The organism is Maribacter luteus (assembly GCF_009674825.1).
Lineage (GTDB): Bacteria > Bacteroidota > Bacteroidia > Flavobacteriales > Flavobacteriaceae > Maribacter_A > Maribacter_A luteus.
Map to the genome: position 1 here is coordinate 484,628 of NZ_WKJH01000030.1, position 16,259 is coordinate 500,886.

14 protein-coding genes are annotated in these 16,259 nt (G+C 38.4%); all 14 read right to left on the minus strand.

The genetic code is table 11. From position 1 onward, the window contains the following. Positions 1-96: 96 nt before the first annotated feature. The 14 genes from GJ691_RS19275 to GJ691_RS19340 all read right to left on the minus strand — a co-directional run bounded on the left by GJ691_RS19275 (position 97) and on the right by GJ691_RS19340 (position 16,202). Positions 97-993 carry a glycosyltransferase family 2 protein gene (locus GJ691_RS19275; protein WP_154369975.1) on the minus strand — a complete coding sequence of 299 codons (897 nt, stop codon included), beginning with the start codon at positions 991-993 and terminating at the stop codon, positions 97-99. Next, positions 990-2,465 carry an O-antigen ligase family protein gene (locus tag GJ691_RS19280; protein WP_154369977.1) on the minus strand — a complete coding sequence of 492 codons (1,476 nt, stop codon included), beginning with the start codon at positions 2,463-2,465 and terminating at the stop codon, positions 990-992. Before GJ691_RS19280 ends, GJ691_RS19275 begins: the two co-directional genes overlap by 4 nt. Beyond that, a complete protein-coding gene (locus GJ691_RS19285; protein WP_154369979.1) occupies positions 2,462-3,862 on the minus strand; it encodes a lipopolysaccharide biosynthesis protein in 1,401 nt (466 codons plus the stop codon). The genes GJ691_RS19280 and GJ691_RS19285 overlap by 4 nt, the downstream gene beginning before the upstream one ends. Further along, the gene (locus GJ691_RS19290) at positions 3,808-6,039 is read right to left on the minus strand and encodes a GumC family protein (protein WP_154369980.1); all 2,232 of its coding nucleotides are present in this window, start codon (positions 6,037-6,039) and stop codon (positions 3,808-3,810) included. Before GJ691_RS19290 ends, GJ691_RS19285 begins: the two co-directional genes overlap by 55 nt. A 1-nt stretch (position 6,040) precedes the next feature. Next, the gene (locus GJ691_RS19295) at positions 6,041-6,781 is read right to left on the minus strand and encodes a TolC family protein (RefSeq protein WP_179955181.1); all 741 of its coding nucleotides are present in this window, start codon (positions 6,779-6,781) and stop codon (positions 6,041-6,043) included. Between the two features lies 1 nt (position 6,782). Continuing rightward, complete coding sequence (locus tag GJ691_RS19300) at positions 6,783-7,985, minus strand: sugar transferase (protein WP_218944471.1); 1,203 nt, start codon at positions 7,983-7,985, stop codon at positions 6,783-6,785. A gap of 290 nt (positions 7,986-8,275) precedes the next feature. Further along, complete coding sequence (locus tag GJ691_RS19305) at positions 8,276-8,641, minus strand: response regulator transcription factor (RefSeq protein ID WP_154369984.1); 366 nt, start codon at positions 8,639-8,641, stop codon at positions 8,276-8,278. 48 nt (positions 8,642-8,689) lie between these two features. Further along, positions 8,690-9,481 (minus strand): glycosyltransferase family 2 protein, encoded by a 792-nt coding sequence (locus GJ691_RS19310; protein WP_179955182.1) that lies wholly within the window; start codon positions 9,479-9,481, stop codon positions 8,690-8,692. Positions 9,482-10,069: 588 nt separating this feature from the next. Beyond that, the gene (locus GJ691_RS19315; protein ID WP_154369989.1) at positions 10,070-10,768 is read right to left on the minus strand and encodes a LytR/AlgR family response regulator transcription factor; all 699 of its coding nucleotides are present in this window, start codon (positions 10,766-10,768) and stop codon (positions 10,070-10,072) included. A gap of 2 nt (positions 10,769-10,770) precedes the next feature. Next, positions 10,771-11,091, minus strand: a complete 321-nt coding sequence (locus GJ691_RS19320) for an Hpt domain-containing protein (RefSeq protein WP_154369991.1) — start codon at positions 11,089-11,091, stop codon at positions 10,771-10,773. Next, positions 11,088-12,128, minus strand: coding sequence for a sensor histidine kinase (locus GJ691_RS19325; protein WP_246200230.1), 1,041 nt, complete (start codon positions 12,126-12,128; stop codon positions 11,088-11,090). The genes GJ691_RS19320 and GJ691_RS19325 overlap by 4 nt, the downstream gene beginning before the upstream one ends. A gap of 23 nt (positions 12,129-12,151) precedes the next feature. Then, positions 12,152-13,285, minus strand: coding sequence for an FIST signal transduction protein (locus GJ691_RS19330; RefSeq protein WP_154370104.1), 1,134 nt, complete (start codon positions 13,283-13,285; stop codon positions 12,152-12,154). A gap of 15 nt (positions 13,286-13,300) precedes the next feature. Next, entirely contained in the window at positions 13,301-15,667 is a 2,367-nt protein-coding gene (locus tag GJ691_RS19335) for a PAS domain S-box protein (RefSeq protein ID WP_154369995.1), read from the minus strand. After that, positions 15,660-16,202 (minus strand): heme NO-binding domain-containing protein, encoded by a 543-nt coding sequence (locus tag GJ691_RS19340; RefSeq protein ID WP_154369997.1) that lies wholly within the window; start codon positions 16,200-16,202, stop codon positions 15,660-15,662. The genes GJ691_RS19335 and GJ691_RS19340 overlap by 8 nt, the downstream gene beginning before the upstream one ends. Positions 16,203-16,259 lie beyond the last annotated feature (57 nt).

Genomic DNA, 16,259 nt, shown 5'->3' on the forward strand with positions numbered 1-16,259 from the left:
TTACTTTTTTGTTTGGTTGAATTATTGTTGTGAAACAGGTATTTTTCGTTGTCTATTTCCTTTATATCAACCAACTAAGCAATTGGCGGGCCAATTCTAAGCGGTTTTCAAATGGGTCATATTCCATTTTATTGCATTCCAAAATGCCTTTAAGTGACTAAATTGTTTTTTAACCAAAAAGGTTAGGCTATTCTTTGGAATGGATATAAAAACTTGGAACAACATACTAATGACCAAATGGACGGTTTTAAAATTTCGTCGGGCATAAACGATTCTGTTTCTCGTGATGTAATAGGTCTTTAGTGGACTCATTTTACCAGTAGATAAAGACTCCTTGTGCAAAATATAGGAAGCTGGTTGATAGTAGGTTTTATACCCTGCCCGTTTTATCTGTTCTGCCCAATCATGCTCTTCATAATATAGAAAGTAGATTTCTGTCATCATCCCTACTTCATCAACAACCCTCTTAGGTACCATCATTGCAGCACCATGTATGGAAGCGGTTTCTTGGGCAACATCATAGGAACCATCATCTTTTTGGTGATAACCGATACTATTGTTCCTAATGGTAAAATGATTCATAGGTGTATAACCGGCAAATTGTATTAGGCTTGGATCCCAATGGAATTTGATTTTCGGACTTACCATACCGATAGTACTATCATCAATCAAAGTTTTCACTAGAGGCTCGATAAAACCAGCCGGAACTATGGTATCATTGTTTATGAACAAAAGATATTCCCCTTTGGCCACTTTCACCCCTAAATTATTACCACCTGCAAAACCCAGGTTTTCTTTACTCTTGATAAGCTGAACCTCTGGATATTGCTCTTTAATAACATCTGGATTATCATTTGGAGATGCATTATCGACTACGATGACTTCATAGTTGTTATAGGTAAGCCCCTTCAAAGACTCCAACATATCCAACGTTACCTGCGATTCATTATAATTTATGGTAATAATGGATACCAATGGATGTTCATTTTTCATGCGATTGCTGTTTTTTCTTCGTCTAAACCTTTTTCTTTCATTAATTGCTTGTCCCATTTGGGGGACAAAAACATAAATACCATACCAACGTACATTAGAATGGCCGTAGGAAACTGACCAAATATGCCATTACCATATGAGGCCAGCATAATACCCGCCATACCACATACCAAGGCCGAAATTTGTCCTTTGAGCCAATCGTCCCTTATTCTATACATAACATTATAAGCGCCCGTAATCAAACAAAAGAAAACGATAAAAAGATGAAGATAGAGCCCCACGATTCCCGTATCTGCCCAAATGGCAACATACCAGCTATCGGTGGCCGTATTTCCAAGGAAACTATTGGGGGCAAAACGTTTTCCCCAGTTTCCTGTAGATCCGATTCCTCCGCCAAAAGGGCGAGAAGCCAAATACCCTGCAAGTTTTGCCTGATTCTCCTGTCGTACTACCAAAGAGGCATCATTGGGATCAAAAGCGGTACGCATTCTTCGTATTTGATCGTTACCGTTTCCGATCATGGTATATTTAAAAAAAACGAAAACGCTAATCCCTACCAAAGCACCTAAGATTATACTGGGCAAATGCTTACGGATCAGAATGAACATTACACCTCCCATGGCCGGTACGGCAATTGCCCCTCGGGTTCCGGAAATCATCATTCCCAAGAATCCGGCCAGTGCCACAACTCCACAGAATATCTGGAATTTCCTATTCTTTGCAAATAATGCCAATACCCCGAAAACTACACCGGCATGGCCTTGGGCGGCACCGAATTGTCCCGCATCGGAATAAAATGAGAATATTCGTAATTTACCGAATAGGATATGGGTAACATCACCACCGGCATCTAACCATGCCTGTTCCCAACGATCAACCCCCAATATCAACTGCATCATCCCCTTCATGGTCGCCAAAAGGGATAGAATGCCCCAGATATACCATAATATCTTTAAGTCGGTATATTTATTGAACAATATGAAAACCAAGGGTATCAAAAGAAACTGGTATAATGCCACTCCCCTCATCGCGTAAAACCAGGCAGCAATACTAACAGCCTCAGGATTAACGATTTGAAATACAGCATAACCAAACCATATGGAAACCAATAAGGTCAATTGCGATCTCGCATTGTCCCATGGGATTTTAATGTGGAATGCCTTAAAAAACAAGGCCAGATACATGAGGACCATTAGACCATCCATCAAAAGTCCCCATGTCATAGGAACATAGCGCCCAATTCCCAGAACAATGAAATTAAAAATCAGAATGGTTATTATCCCAATTCTGGGGTTTAACAGTATAGCCCCTAAATAGACGATCACAAAAGGGAACATCATTAGGGCCAACCCTACAACCAAACCACGTGTGGCTGTTAAATATCCGATAGCAAGAGCCACACCCACCAATAAGAACATAGGTAAGGGTTGCCTTAACCTATCTGCGCCATATGTAGCCTGAAAAGGGTTCATACCGGCAAATGGGTTTTTAATTTTTTGATAAATAGAAAGCTTTCGGTTATCATGTCCTTACTATGAATTTCTATCTCTTTACGCAGTAGATAGAACCCCATAAAAATACCGATGAGCGTAAACAATACGGTTCCCACAGCGACGAGAACCAAGCTTTCGAAGACGAAAACCGCAATAATGTCGATGAGTATATTAGCCAATGTCATCACAATGACCTTATATAGATTATACTTGGGCCTGTTTAAGCTATCCAACAGAACTCCTGTAAACCTATCTAAGGGAAGCAACATTACATACACCGTGAATATTCGAAAAATAAATGTCAGTAACGGTAAAGAATCGGCATAATTATCACCTCCTAAGAATAAAACCATTTCTTCCGCCATTATAAAACTGAAAATCGCCACGGGCAGAAACAATAAGGTAATTATCCCAGTATAGGTATAGAAAATCTTTCGGGCTTCATGCATTTTTCCTTCCAAACAGCTTTTACTCATTCTTGGATAGGCCGTCATGGTAAAACTATTTAATGGAATTCCCAATAAATCGGTCAGTTTTAACGGAATCGCATACATCGCAATTCCAGCAGAACCTAAAAATGGACTTAACCCTATAATAAAAGTATCTGCACTTTTAAGTAAGCTTGAGCTCACTAGAGTCCCCATGGAATATTTACCAAAATGTATAAGTTCTTTTTCTACGGGTTTTACGGCGTTTGGTAGGTAAAGGAGTCCGTCCCATTTTCTTAATGTACACCAAAGACTGGAAACCAAATTCACAAAGAGGTTTACCCAGATGATTTCCATTAGTCCCAATCCCAACCAAAAATGGTTTAAAAGCAAGAAAACAAGAAATAGACCTACATTGAGCAGACGAACGACCATCATCCTATTAAAATTCTGTTCAGCTTGGAATAGTGCGAGGGCGTTGTTCCATCCTAAATTAGCCAAAGCCAAAATGGGATACCAAATCAAGAATAGTTCATATCCATTATTCACATCAATGACCAAGAAGTTCAATACCAAGGCCAAGACCCAACAAACGAGGATAATAATGATTAAAAGCCAAAGATTGATTCTATAGGAAGAACCTAAAATCTGTTTTTTCTCGGTAAACGTCGTACCTGATAATAGGCGAACGGAAGCATTTCTAGTAAGTCCAAAACGTAAAAGATCCACAAAGGTGGATAGTGTTATAAAAAGCACCCAATCCCCAAAGGCCTCTTTATCCAATTGTCTTGTCAAAAGCATAAAAGAAAGGAGACCTGCAAAGGCCACACTCACATTGGAGAGCAATGATGACAGGTTTTTCTCTTTCCCTAATTTTTTGAGCTTACCTACCATTACGCTACCGATTTTTTGGTGAAGAACCTGAATTGTACCAGCTGCTTTACCCATCGTCTTATGATTGACCTCTTTTTGGGCAATTCACCAATTACCGTTTCCATTTCCAGAACCTTGACACCATTCAAAATAATCGTTGGTTCAGGTCCTGTAGTCGCTTCATTGAACAAGCGCAAGGCATTTTTATCAGATTCGGTCCATGCCCTATTGGCCCTGGTGACCAAAAAAGTATAATCCATGGTCGAAGCCAATTTTACCGGGAACGGATTCTTGATAATACTTGGGATTTCCAATATCACAAAATCGAAAATATTGTAATCAGGGATCGTGTTTTCCACGTCAAATTCGCCGATAGATGATATTCTGAAAAGACGATCACTTATCGGATATGTGACTTTACTATACTTTGGATGATCAATAACCAAGTCGGTGGTGTCGTAGGTAACGTGCAAAATGGAATAGTCCAGTTCACACAGGTTGGCAATCAGGTTTTGGCAGATAAAAGTCTTGCCTTCATCTTCTTGAGTAGAAAAAAGCATGTTTACCACGGGCTTTTCATCTTCATTCTTCTTGAACTGATTTAATATGATATTCCGGGAAATAGCGGTAACCGCCTTGTTCTTTATATATTCGTAATCAATATTTTTATCATTGTTCTTGATCACCGGGAAAATAGAGGACACTTCCAATCCTATTTTTTCTTCAGCCCTTTTGGCAGTGTTCAAGTTGCCATCAAGAAATTCCAATATAAGAATGGTCAAAGTAACCACAATAAATCCGGCCAAAGCGGCAACGATAACCAGTAGTATGCGTTTACTTGGCTTCGGATTGATCGGAAAAAAAGGAGCTTCCGTCAATTTAATGTTCGATTTTAATTGAACATTCTGTTGTCTGAGTTTTGCAAGCCCCAAGCTGTGTAACAAGCTTAAATATTCGCGCTCGGCAATATCTATTTTACGTTCCAGTCTTTTCATGGTAGCCCCCAAAGGAGAAAACACCTGATACAGTTTTTCAAACTCGAGCTTTTTCTTTTCCATGACTTTTAACTGGGCCTTGGCATCCTCATATTCTATCGTTTTTTGCAACCAATCGCTCAAGATACTTGAAGAAGCAACACCTTTTGTGTCATAATCGGTGTTGTAAATCGTATCTACCTGTGCATTTAGTTGGTTTTCGATTTCCTTGATATTTTTCTCGGCTTCCAAAATTGAAATTGCGTTCTTTTTCATTGAGGTTGAATCCCTTTCCAGGTTCATTCGCAACATTGCCAAATCAAAATTCTTAGTCGAGAGTTCTTTACGCAGGTCTATTATTTTCTGGCTTGCAATACGTTTTTTATCATGGGTCTGTAATTTGGATTCTAAAACCTCAAGTACTGCTTTTGCCCCCGAAAACTCACGCTGAACCTGGAAAAATTTTATTTCGAACTCCTCCTTTTCCCCAGCTATATGCTTGGTTTGCTCATAGTAATTGATGATGTTATGCTTCTTATTGAATTGAAGTAGGTCGTCTTCAGCATCCCTCAGATGTTCGGTCGATTCACCTAATTGACCTTCAAAGTATTTAACCACCACATCAGATTGATTAACACCCATTTCAGTATTAAGTCTTACAAAAACATCGCAAAGAATCAATAATGCATTTTGGCAAATCGCAGGATCTTCGGATTCGTAGGCAATATCAATAAAATCACTGCTCGGTACTCGGTTCAAGCCTATTTTCCCTGAAATCTTTTCTATACTATAAATCGGGTGGTCCAAATTCACCAATTCATATATATAATTCTGGTTATCGGAATTCTTGAGTTCAACAAAGTTATCGTAGGTAGCCGAAGGGTTACCTTTAACGACCAGGGCCTTTACCTCGTCGGGTACCGTTTCTACCAATTCCTCATAATTCTTTACGGAAATTACCCGATTATCGGCACTATCAAGAGCCATATGTTGGGCAAAGAGTTTTAATCCGACTATTTCAAGAGTTGACCTGGACTTTATTAAATTAAGTAGGTTACCGTAGGCAATGCCAGTTCCTCTATAATCTATCTTGGTATTCTCGAGATCAATACCCGACCCTGAAGATATACCTGTATAAACACGGGCTTTTGAGCTAAATACCTTGGGTTGGTTCTGTGTTAACAGAAAAACCATAACACCCAGTAAAATAGGAACGCCCACCAATAAACCAATATGGCGAAGCAATAGGCGGATAAAAAATAGCAGGTTAAATTTCATATTAAATCTTCAAATCGACCCCAACCGTACTTTCCAAAGTCATAAATGCCTTGTAAAATTCCGATTTCTGGGCCTCTAGAGCCATTTTAGCTTGGTTTATCATTTGTAATAATCTCGTATAATCGGTTACGTTCATTATTCCGTCGGCAAATTCCCTTTCAGCTCGTACAGTCTGGGCTTTATAGGTGTCTACGATTGAGTTGTTTATAAAAAGTAATCGGTAAAACTTAATGAGTTCGTTATACTGCTCGGTTACCTGAAGCCGTAATTCATTCTCGGCTTGCTGTTGTTCATATTTAAAAGTTTCCGCCTCCAGTTTGGTGTTCTTTACCATCCTTTTTCTATTCAGTATGGCACTTAGCGGCATTTTTACAGACGCCCCGACACTGTATCTGTTCTGTTCAGAAGTAAAAAGGGTCTGGCTTGATGGGTCACCACCTATTTGCGAGTTACTCAAGTTGTCGTAAATACCATAGCCATAGCCGGCATCCAAACTTATATACTCCAACCAAGAGCGTTTTTCAAGTGCCACCTTACCTTCTCCCAGTTCTTTGGCAGAATCAAAGGATTTTAAGTATGGGTTGTTCTCCCTAGCCCAAGAAATGAGCGAGTCTAACGGAGGTAACTTTTGTGCTATATCATTTTCTTCCAGTCCTGCTTCAAGGAAATCGGTAACCGACTGCCCGTAGTTTTGGTGGGATAGAAAAAGAACTATTAAAAACAATAGGGTTCTTTTGTACATCTTAAACATTTTCTTTTTGAAAAACAGCCTTAAAAGTTCGTAAAACGATCCACATATCGATCATGAACGCTTTATTGCTATGGGAATATTCAACATACTTAATATCTAATTGTTTGCGTCCCTCTGGAGACATTTTAGAAGAACGGCCACGAGCCTCAACTTGCCAAAGACCTGTAATACCGGCAGGACCATTAAAACGTTCGGTCCATTCATCGGTCGTAAGCATTTCAGCTTCATACAAAGGCAATGGCCTGTTACCTACGATAGACATATCACCTTTTAGCACATTGATCAATTGTGGCAATTCATCAATACTCAATTTTCTGATGATCTTGCCTACTTTCGTAATCCTAGGATCATTATCAAACTTTATAAAGGTACTCTTGGCGCTTTCCTTTTTCTTCTTATTATATTGATTTTCATCTATGCGATCATCATCCCCTATCAACATGGTACCACTGGCCTCTATTGTTTCCCTTTTATCAATGGCCTCTTTTTGAAGATCTACGGTATCTTCCCCATGTACATATTGATTCAAATGCTCAAACTCTTTAAGTCGTTTATCGGCATCTGGATACATGGAACGAAGTTTCAAAAAGTTAAAGATCTTGTACCCTGTGCCTACACGTTTCGATATGTAATACACCTTACCTTTGGACTCTAATCGTATGGCTATGATGAATATCAAAAGTAAAGGAGCCGCGCATATCAACGCTGTACCAGCAACCGCGATATCGAATACCCTTTTAAGAAACTTGGTCTTGTAAGGTTTCACCTCTTCTTTTGAGGTCAGGATCCTGTTTCTTTTTAAGTTGGACTTCAACTCGTTCAGAAATATAATTCGTCCCTTTAACCGTTCTAATTGCAAAGGTCTGGCGTAAAGGTCGTCTATACCCAATGCAAGTGCTTCCTGTCTAAGTTCATCGGTTTTTTCATCTTCCAAAAGAATAAAGGATATCCCCTTTTCTTCAAATTGCTGCTTAAAAGTCTTAAAAAATGATGCTCCCGTTTGTCCAGGTAGCTTTGCTTCGCATAATACTGCAGCAATTTTCGAATCCCCCAATATCAACTTTGAAGCTGCTAGGGTGTTTTTAAAAGGAAGAACCTCTACCTTATCCTGCTCATCGGAAAAAGCAGTGACCACATCAGGATTACTTCCGATGTATACTATTTTTAGACACTCTTGGCTAACTTGCAACATCATTTACGGTTTCGTGTTTATTTATTTTCAATAAAAGTAGTCCTAGTACTACATTTTAAATAATTGTTGTTGTGTAAGACACTGTATTTGTTGTGAATACATACCCATTGCATTGTTCCTTTTACTAATAAAAGGGTACAAAGAACCTTTAGCTTTAAAAAGGAACCATACAACCAGTCTATGAGTTTTGTGGGAAAGGGTACGATAGATTTTAGTTTCGGTACTAATCGGAAGACCTTAAAATAAAATCAGTTTCAGGGTTCTGAAATTTATCTTTCTTGTAAAGAAGGGCTTTAATTACGAACCAACAACTTTTCAACCCTTATTAAAAGCTCCTCTGGATTAAAGGGTTTTACCATATAATCATCGGCCCCAAGTTTTAAGCACTTTATACGATCGGAACTATTATCCCTACAACTTAATACAATGATAGGAATGTCGGTAAAAAAACCACTCTGCTTTAGCTGTGTAATCAACTCAAAACCGTCCATTACGGGCATTTCGAGATCGGTTATGATCAAATCCGGGATATTACCCTCTTGTAACCTTTCTAGGGCATCGAATCCGTTTTTTTGGGTTTCAACCGAAAATGATTGACCTAAAAATTGGGCTACCATATCACTTAAGGATTGCTTATCATCTACGACTAATATTTTCATAATTCGTTAAGGTTTAGTGTTTAATTGAATGCTCTTTATTTATAACTTTTAGTAATTGAGTACCACATCCTTATTTGCAGCTACATCTTGTTCAAGGTATTTTTCATTGCAAAAAGGGAATGGCTTACCGGGTTCCCTTGCAGGGGGTAGTGCGGTATACGCCGTTGTCGCGATATATTTACTATTACCGGAATTGTTCAAATCAATCGCAACTATACCATCATCACAACCAGCAACGGCCTTAAGGTCGGTACGATACCCTATATTCAAAAAGGGTTCCCGTCTAAAGGCCAAACAGGCCGCACGGACGAACTTCATTCTTTTTAAAGGACCTTGTGACAATCGATACCTGAAATATTGGGTTTTTAGATAATTACGAAACCTCATCTTCGAAGAAAGCGTCATGCCATGCTCATAGCTTATGGTATTTGAATAACACAGCACCAATTTACTTTCAAGGAAAAAAGGAAGAGCCATTTTATCTATATAATGCGGTTCATATAAGGTGTCAGGGTCCATGGTACAAACAACCTCTCCCCTAGCCACTTCCAAGCCTTTTTGTCTTGCGTGGGTTATACCCTGTTTTGCCTCCTTGATCACATTGGCACCTAAATCCTCTAGAATCGAAAGGGTTTCTTTATTTGCATTATTATCAACGAAAATAATTTCATAAGGTAAAATGGTCTTTAGCTCCATTAAGGAAATGATATGGGCCAAAAGTGTTTTCTCTGCCCTGAACACGGGAATGACAAGACTGACCATCGGTTTCTCCACTGCCGCCAAAAACTTGAAATAGGATACGAGTTTAATATAATCCTGATCACCTAGTTTAGAAGGCATTAGATTATAATATTTTTGGAACTTATTAAGCTTCATGGCCATTTTGGGTTATTAGATAACACTGATAGATTTAATGGAGTTATTAATGATCACAGGTTCAAAGATTCTTTCACGTTGAAAATCTATTGAACATGTATATAAAAAGTATCCTAGTAAATCATATTTTAATAACGCCATATTCTTTATTTATTGTAAGGTTTTTCTTAATTTAATTATATTTCTCCGATAAAACGCAAATTAAATCGACCAAAAACCTATTTTTGGACTTTCCCATGTCAACCTGAAAAGCCATACTTTGGATAAATGATTAACAATTGTTGTCCCATAAGTCATTCACTAATGTCAATATTGCCTATCTACCCTTCAAAAATCGGTTAAACCTTAATTTAAAATTGACCGAGGGTGTTTAGTTGTTATTTTCTATAGATGAATGGTAGAACCCTGATGTTGAACAGAAAGGTATCTGAATAAAGACTAAACAGATTTCGCCTATAATAATCGCCTACAGGAAACAAAAAAAATAAGTTGATTTTAAACGAATATGCCGAATACTCTATGCCTATTGGAAGTCCTGGATTTAGAACAAAGCTATAGTAAATTTAACCGACGCATTAATTCAGGACGATTGGAACGGCTAATGGGAACAACATTCTTGGCAATCAATACGCTATTGTCCTCAATATCGATTATTTTGGTGAAGTTGATTATGTAGGACCGGTGAATCTGCAAAAAGAGGTTATCAGGTAATTTTTCCTTGATCTTCTTCAAGGTCGTATGAACGCGATGTTCTTCTTTCTCGGTTTTAACTTTAATGTAATCGCCTTCGGCCTCTATGACCAAAATCTCATCTAACCTTATTTTAATAAGACGCCTATCTATATTGATGTACAAATCAGATGTAGGTTCAACCATTGCGGTTGAAACAGGTTTCTGGGAAAGGGACTTCTTTACTTTTTGAATGCATTTTTCAAAACGTTCAAAAGTTATGGGTTTCACCAAATAATCAACAATGAACTCATATTCATAAGCTGCAATGGCAAATTCAGTATCTGAAGTAGTCAAGACAATTTTAGGTGGGTTCTTAAGTGTCTGAACAAAATCAATTCCCGTAAATCCAGGCATATGAATGTCTAAAAAAACGACATCAACCTCTTGTTGGTTCAAGAATTTAATAGCCTCTATGGCATTGTCAAATTCTTGCAGAATATGCAATTCCGGAACCTTTGTACATAATTGCCCTACAATCGCACGGGCTGCAGTTTCGTCGTCAATGATTATACAGTTCATGGTCAAATACTTTCAATATAGGTATCTACGACCTGCAATATAGCCTTAAATGAAGAATCCATACCAGAATTTCCCTCTAAAAGTTCTTCTTCATAGCGCACAGCGAACCCATATGCCTCTTGCATACTTAAAATATTGAACTTATGTTTCATTTTATGCACGACCATTGCGGTTTCCTTAAATCTTTGGTTTTTCAGATGATCCATATACTCTTCCCTTTCCAAAGGGAATTCAGTTTTGATAATGCCGATAAACTTTTCCCTGAAGGCGACGTCACCTTCTGCCAATTCATCAATATAATTTAGGTTGGGCTTGTCGTTCATATCGTCTTCTTTAATGTAAAATAAAAAGTTGCACCCTGGTTTTCTTCAGATTCCATCCAAAGCTTACCATTATAGAAATCCACTATTTTCTTAGAAATAGCAAGACCTATGCCTATGGTATTACCATCGTTTTCCAATTTTTTGAACATTTCGAATATTCCTTCTTGATGGCGTTTCGCAATACCTTTTCCGTTATCCGATACTTTTAACTTCCAAAATTCTGGGTCTTCAATATATTCTATCCGTACCAGACCTTGTTCTTTATCTTTCGAAGCTGCTATTGCGTTTGTAATCAAATTCTTAAATAGCTGTTCTATCCTTGACTTTTCGAATGAAATCGTTGGAAATTCGTTCACATGCACAATCTGGATATTTTCCGGAATTTCAATATTTTCTTCAATTTCATTTAAAAGATCTTCAATTGCGAACGTAATTCGCTTTTCATCTGTTTTACCTAAAGTCGCATGGTATAAAATGCCGTTGATAAGCTTGTCCATTTTTTCAAGGTTCTGGGAAATCAAAGAACAATTCTCCTTACTTTCCTCGGAAAATTTCTCTTTTTCCTCTGCCTGAATCCAATTCATCAAAGCATTTATGTTCCGTATCGGTGATTTTAGATCATGGGAAACCATATGCGCATAATTGTTCAAGGATTCGTTTTGGATTTCCAAATTTTTCAACAACCTATCCTTTTCCGCTGTCATCCCGGCCATTTGGGCCGCTAACTTACTAATGTTCTTGGCAAGATGTTCTGCATTGAAATTTTCTTTGTCGTTTAAATCGGTAGAATTGCCATCATCCAAATAAATAGTAAGACTGCCGATGGCTTTCTCCAATGATGCAAGGATATTTTTTTGGCGAACTGCCTCTTTCCGCAATTGCTGGTTAGCTTCATATAATTCATTGGAACTAATAGTGGAAGCGCGCTGCATCATGGATAGCTTATCATCATAATTATCATATGACTTTTCTATGGCCTCTAAGAATACGCCCAACCCTGGATCTTGCACATAACTTTCCGGAAGGTATTTTCTCAATTGTCTTTTAAGCAAGGAATGCATTATTCGCTGAATAAGGTTAATGTCATAGTCTGGTTATGCAATCTACAAGAATTTCTTTCAAAAAAGGGTGCCATTTCACCATAGGAATAAAACCCGCCTACTATAGCTTTGTCCCCGATAGCTTCCCTAACTTCCTCAATTTCTTCTTCTGTACGTTGATCCATAACCAATTTTCTTCCGATACAGCTTACCAATAGGGCTAATTCTGGTGCAGTCTGCCGACCTTTCATAGCCAAATTTCCTGCACGTTTGGCACCATTGGCAATATCGTCTACCGATGATAACATCAATTGCACCTTAGACCCTTCCGGCACATCACCAGCCAGAATCATGGTATTGTCAGTTTCATTTATATTGAGTACCGTTCTTACAATAGGGTATTCATCTTCCAAAGTTTGAACACTTAATGGATAAAGCAGTGCCGATTTGGGCAGTTCTTTCGCCTTCTCCCCTAAATACATTTTATAAAGATCAAGTGCCGGTTTGCCGTCTAACTCATAAAGAACATTTCCTTCAGATTTTGTAATGATCCTCTCGGGACCAAAAGTTGCCCATCCACAATAGTTGGCACTGGACACCTCTAAACTTTCACCATAGAATCCTATGGCTATTACCTCCCCTTCCTTGGGGTTTTCATTATACGATGCCAAGGTTCGCTCAAAACGATCATCATCGCCACAAAGACCACCTGAAAGACCAATGGACTTGGCTTTTGTTTTTTCCAGTCCTTTTATTAGTGCGCTTCCATTTACATTACTTCCTTCAGAAACAACGAATACATGTTTCAGGTCTTCTTGTGGAAAGGTTTCCATTAGGGCTTCCCCTAGTCGATCATCCTCATTGTTGAACTCGGTTACATTCTTCCTTTTTACCAAAAAAGTACTTTTCTCGAACCCAATGGCAGTTAACACCGCGGTTTCCTCCTGAACTTCATCTTTTACAATCTCCCCTGCGGTTGACCCAAAAACAATATGCCCTGAGGGAAATAAATCCCTTACTTCTTCATAAATGGAAGGTTCTTCCAAAATATATCGATTACCGAATACGAATACCAACGGATTCTTTAATTCTGTTGGGTCAAATTGGAGTTCGAAGGGAGTATTGGCCTGTTTTATAGCTTGTTTTATGATCATCATTCAGGTTTTTTGTCAGGTATCTAAATTCTTTTTTATGGTAAAATGGAATTGGGTGCCTTTCCCCAAGGTACTATCTACCCAAACTTTACCTTCATAACGATCTATTATTTTCTTTACAATGGATAGTCCTATTCCCGTTGATCTTTCGTTATCACCGATAGACTGGAATATATCGAAAATCTTCTTATGGTATTTTTCTGGAATTCCCACGCCATTATCCTTAATGGTGAATTTCCAGAAATCATTTTCATCAGTATATAGCACTTCTACAAGTCCTACTTCCTTTTCAATATGCACCACGGCGTTCCCAATAATATTCTGGAACAATTGATGCATTTTGGTCTTATCGGCCTTTATGGTCGGCAATACTTCGGGAACTAAAAGTTCTACATGTTCTGGAATGAAAATACTATCCTTGATCTCCGCTATAACTTCGTTGGTGTCTACATCCGTATTATCGAGTTCTGAGCTATTGGCCGTGGAATATTCCAGTATCCCATGAATAAGGCGATCCATAGATGCAATTTTTTCTTGCATTAACTCAAGGTTCTGTAGCCCACCTTCGTCGAGTTTATCCTTATAATCCTCAGTTAACCAGGTGGCCAAGGCACTTATACTTCGTAAAGGGGATTTCAGATCATGGGATACGATGTGGGCATATTCCTGAAGGTTCTGATTACTGGATTCCAATTCGCGAAGTAATTTTTCTTTTTGAAATTCCAGTAATTTTTGGTCGGTAATATCCAAATGGATACCTATTGACCCTACCACTATACCTGAATCATCGAATCTTGGAGCCCCACTGATAAGCCAATGTCGCAAACTTCCGTTCTTGTGCCTAACCGATACCTCATAAGAGTCAGTTTCGCCACGAAGTCGTTCCTTGTTCTTCTTCAAAATAAATTGCTCATCTTTGAATTGAGCCATTTCATTTACATTTTTACCCAGCAATTCTTCCTTGGAAAAACCGATCATATCGCAATAACTTTGATTGACCATAAGAATAACATCATGGTTATCTACCTCTACCAGACCTAAGTTCATATTCGCAATGATACTACTGTACTTTTCCCTTTGTGCCTCTAGGTTCTTTTTATAGTTCTTGCGAATCGTAACATCTTCATACGTCCATAAATGGCCCTTATAATTGCCGTTGGTAAATATAGGGATGTAATCACGCTCCAATATTCGACCGTCGCTCATTTCAACCTCATCGGCCATCGCGATTTCGCGATTTTCCAGAAGTTCATCAACACGTTCAACAAATTTTTCAGGATGCTTTAAGTGAATTTTGGTTTTCTTCGCCGAGGTATTGCTTTCTATACCTATCATTTGTTCCGGCGGTGTGGAAATATGGAAAAGATCGCAGAACATCTGATTCACTAAGGCTATCTTTCTATTTTCATCTTCTAAAAGTACCCCCGTATGCAAATTGGCTATTAAAGTAGCCAATCTATTCTCCGATGCTTTCAATTGCCGTTCGGCCTCCCGTTCTTTCGAAATATCTTCAATCAATGCCACCTGGTATTCCATATTACCGTGAATATCGGTAACGGCACCTATTTGGACCTTTGCCAAGAAGGTTGATTTATCTTTCTTGAAAAATTCTTTCGTAACCGCAAATTTATCCAGTTTCCCTGCATAGAACCGCTCCCATAATATGGCAGTGGCCTGCTCGTCTTCGGGTCGTGAAATTTCAGGTATCGAAACTTGTTTCAGTTCACTCTCGGAATAACCTACCATTTCACAAAACGTGCTATTGGTCTTCACAATACGTCCATCAACACTTAGGACAATTCCCAATGGGGAATTCTCCACAATAACATCCAACTGCTTTTTTTGTTCGGAAAGCATTTGTTTGATCTCCATTTCTTGGCTAATATCCCTTAAAATACCTTGGGCAGCAATGGGTTTTCTTTCTTTATTGAAAATAAGGCAACAATTGATCTGCACCCATTTTTCCTCATTATTACGTGTAATGATCTTAGCCCTATAGTTTCTTAACACGCCCACTTCCATTAAAGAGCGCATGGATTCCGTGGTGTATTCCAAATAATCCCGATGTACAAATTCTGAAAGATTGACCAACTCTTTGGTGTGATCAAAACCAAGGAATTCCTTGGCAGATAGGTTCATGTTGATCACGTTATACTTAAGATCCATCACCACGTAAGGATCAATGATATTTATAAATTCCCCATCTAGTTCTGAAGTCCGCTCGTTTAAAAGACCTTCCAACTTATTGTTGGCCGACTTTAAATGATGCATAACATCATACAGCTCCTTCGATTTTTCCTCTAAGATTTTTTCCGCCTGTTTCCTTGCTTTCTTTTGCCTCTCAAGGGCCTTTTTCAGAAGGGCAACCTCTTTATTATCCATTCTGGGAAATGTCAAATTTCACTTCGGTACCATCTTCCTTCAGTAGTTCATAAGAAATCTGGGCACTACCGTTAAAATGCTCAAAGGCCTTTTCTATAAGACCTTGGGCCAATCGATATAAACCCCTAGAAGAAGAATAGATCATTGAAATGGTCGTATCGGTTTTTTCTAAAATCTTGAATGTAGGCAATTCGGCCTCAGGATATAATTTCTGGACATGCACATGAATATGGTCTTCTATCGAATATAAAAGGCCTAATGGAGAATTGTAACTCTGAATTACCTCCGGATGTGCATCTTTTAAACTTGTGAAAAGGTATCTACCAAAAGCATAAATCAAATCTCCAGGTGGTAAATTTACCTGTTTGCTCAATTCTGTGATCAAGCTCACCATTTCATTAAAATCATAGGTGCCGACCGAAGTATAAATCCCCTCTGAGGGTAGATCGGCTTTTTCTATAATATCTTCCACTACCTCCAAGCCGAATTGGGTCTCGACCATTTCCAAAAACTCGGTAAATACAATTCCTTTCATTCCATTATTTTTTTTAAAAGTAAGAAAAGTAATACGAGTTGGTCAAAATTTGTTGTG

Bases quoted from the DNA above. Each gene is read 5' to 3' on its own strand.
- GJ691_RS19335 (WP_154369995.1), bottom strand. From the start codon at position 15,667: ATGGATAATAAAGAGGTTGCCCTTCTGAAAAAGGCCCTTGAGAGGCAA.
- GJ691_RS19295 (WP_179955181.1), bottom strand. From the start codon at position 6,781: ATGTACAAAAGAACCCTATTGTTTTTAATAGTTCTTTTTCTATCCCAC.
- GJ691_RS19280 (WP_154369977.1), bottom strand. From the start codon at position 2,465: ATGAACCCTTTTCAGGCTACATATGGCGCAGATAGGTTAAGGCAACCC.
- GJ691_RS19290 (WP_154369980.1), bottom strand. From the start codon at position 6,039: ATGAAATTTAACCTGCTATTTTTTATCCGCCTATTGCTTCGCCATATT.
- GJ691_RS19330 (WP_154370104.1), bottom strand. From the start codon at position 13,285: ATGATCATAAAACAAGCTATAAAACAGGCCAATACTCCCTTCGAACTC.
- GJ691_RS19310 (WP_179955182.1), bottom strand. From the start codon at position 9,481: ATGCCTTCTAAACTAGGTGATCAGGATTATATTAAACTCGTATCCTAT.
- GJ691_RS19320 (WP_154369991.1), bottom strand. From the start codon at position 11,091: ATGAACGACAAGCCCAACCTAAATTATATTGATGAATTGGCAGAAGGT.
- GJ691_RS19300 (WP_218944471.1), bottom strand. From the start codon at position 7,985: ATGATGTTGCAAGTTAGCCAAGAGTGTCTAAAAATAGTATACATCGGA.
- GJ691_RS19275 (WP_154369975.1), bottom strand. From the start codon at position 993: ATGAAAAATGAACATCCATTGGTATCCATTATTACCATAAATTATAAT.
- GJ691_RS19305 (WP_154369984.1), bottom strand. From the start codon at position 8,641: ATGAAAATATTAGTCGTAGATGATAAGCAATCCTTAAGTGATATGGTA.
- GJ691_RS19340 (WP_154369997.1), bottom strand. From the start codon at position 16,202: ATGAAAGGAATTGTATTTACCGAGTTTTTGGAAATGGTCGAGACCCAA.
- GJ691_RS19285 (WP_154369979.1), bottom strand. From the start codon at position 3,862: ATGGGTAAAGCAGCTGGTACAATTCAGGTTCTTCACCAAAAAATCGGT.
- GJ691_RS19315 (WP_154369989.1), bottom strand. From the start codon at position 10,768: ATGAACTGTATAATCATTGACGACGAAACTGCAGCCCGTGCGATTGTA.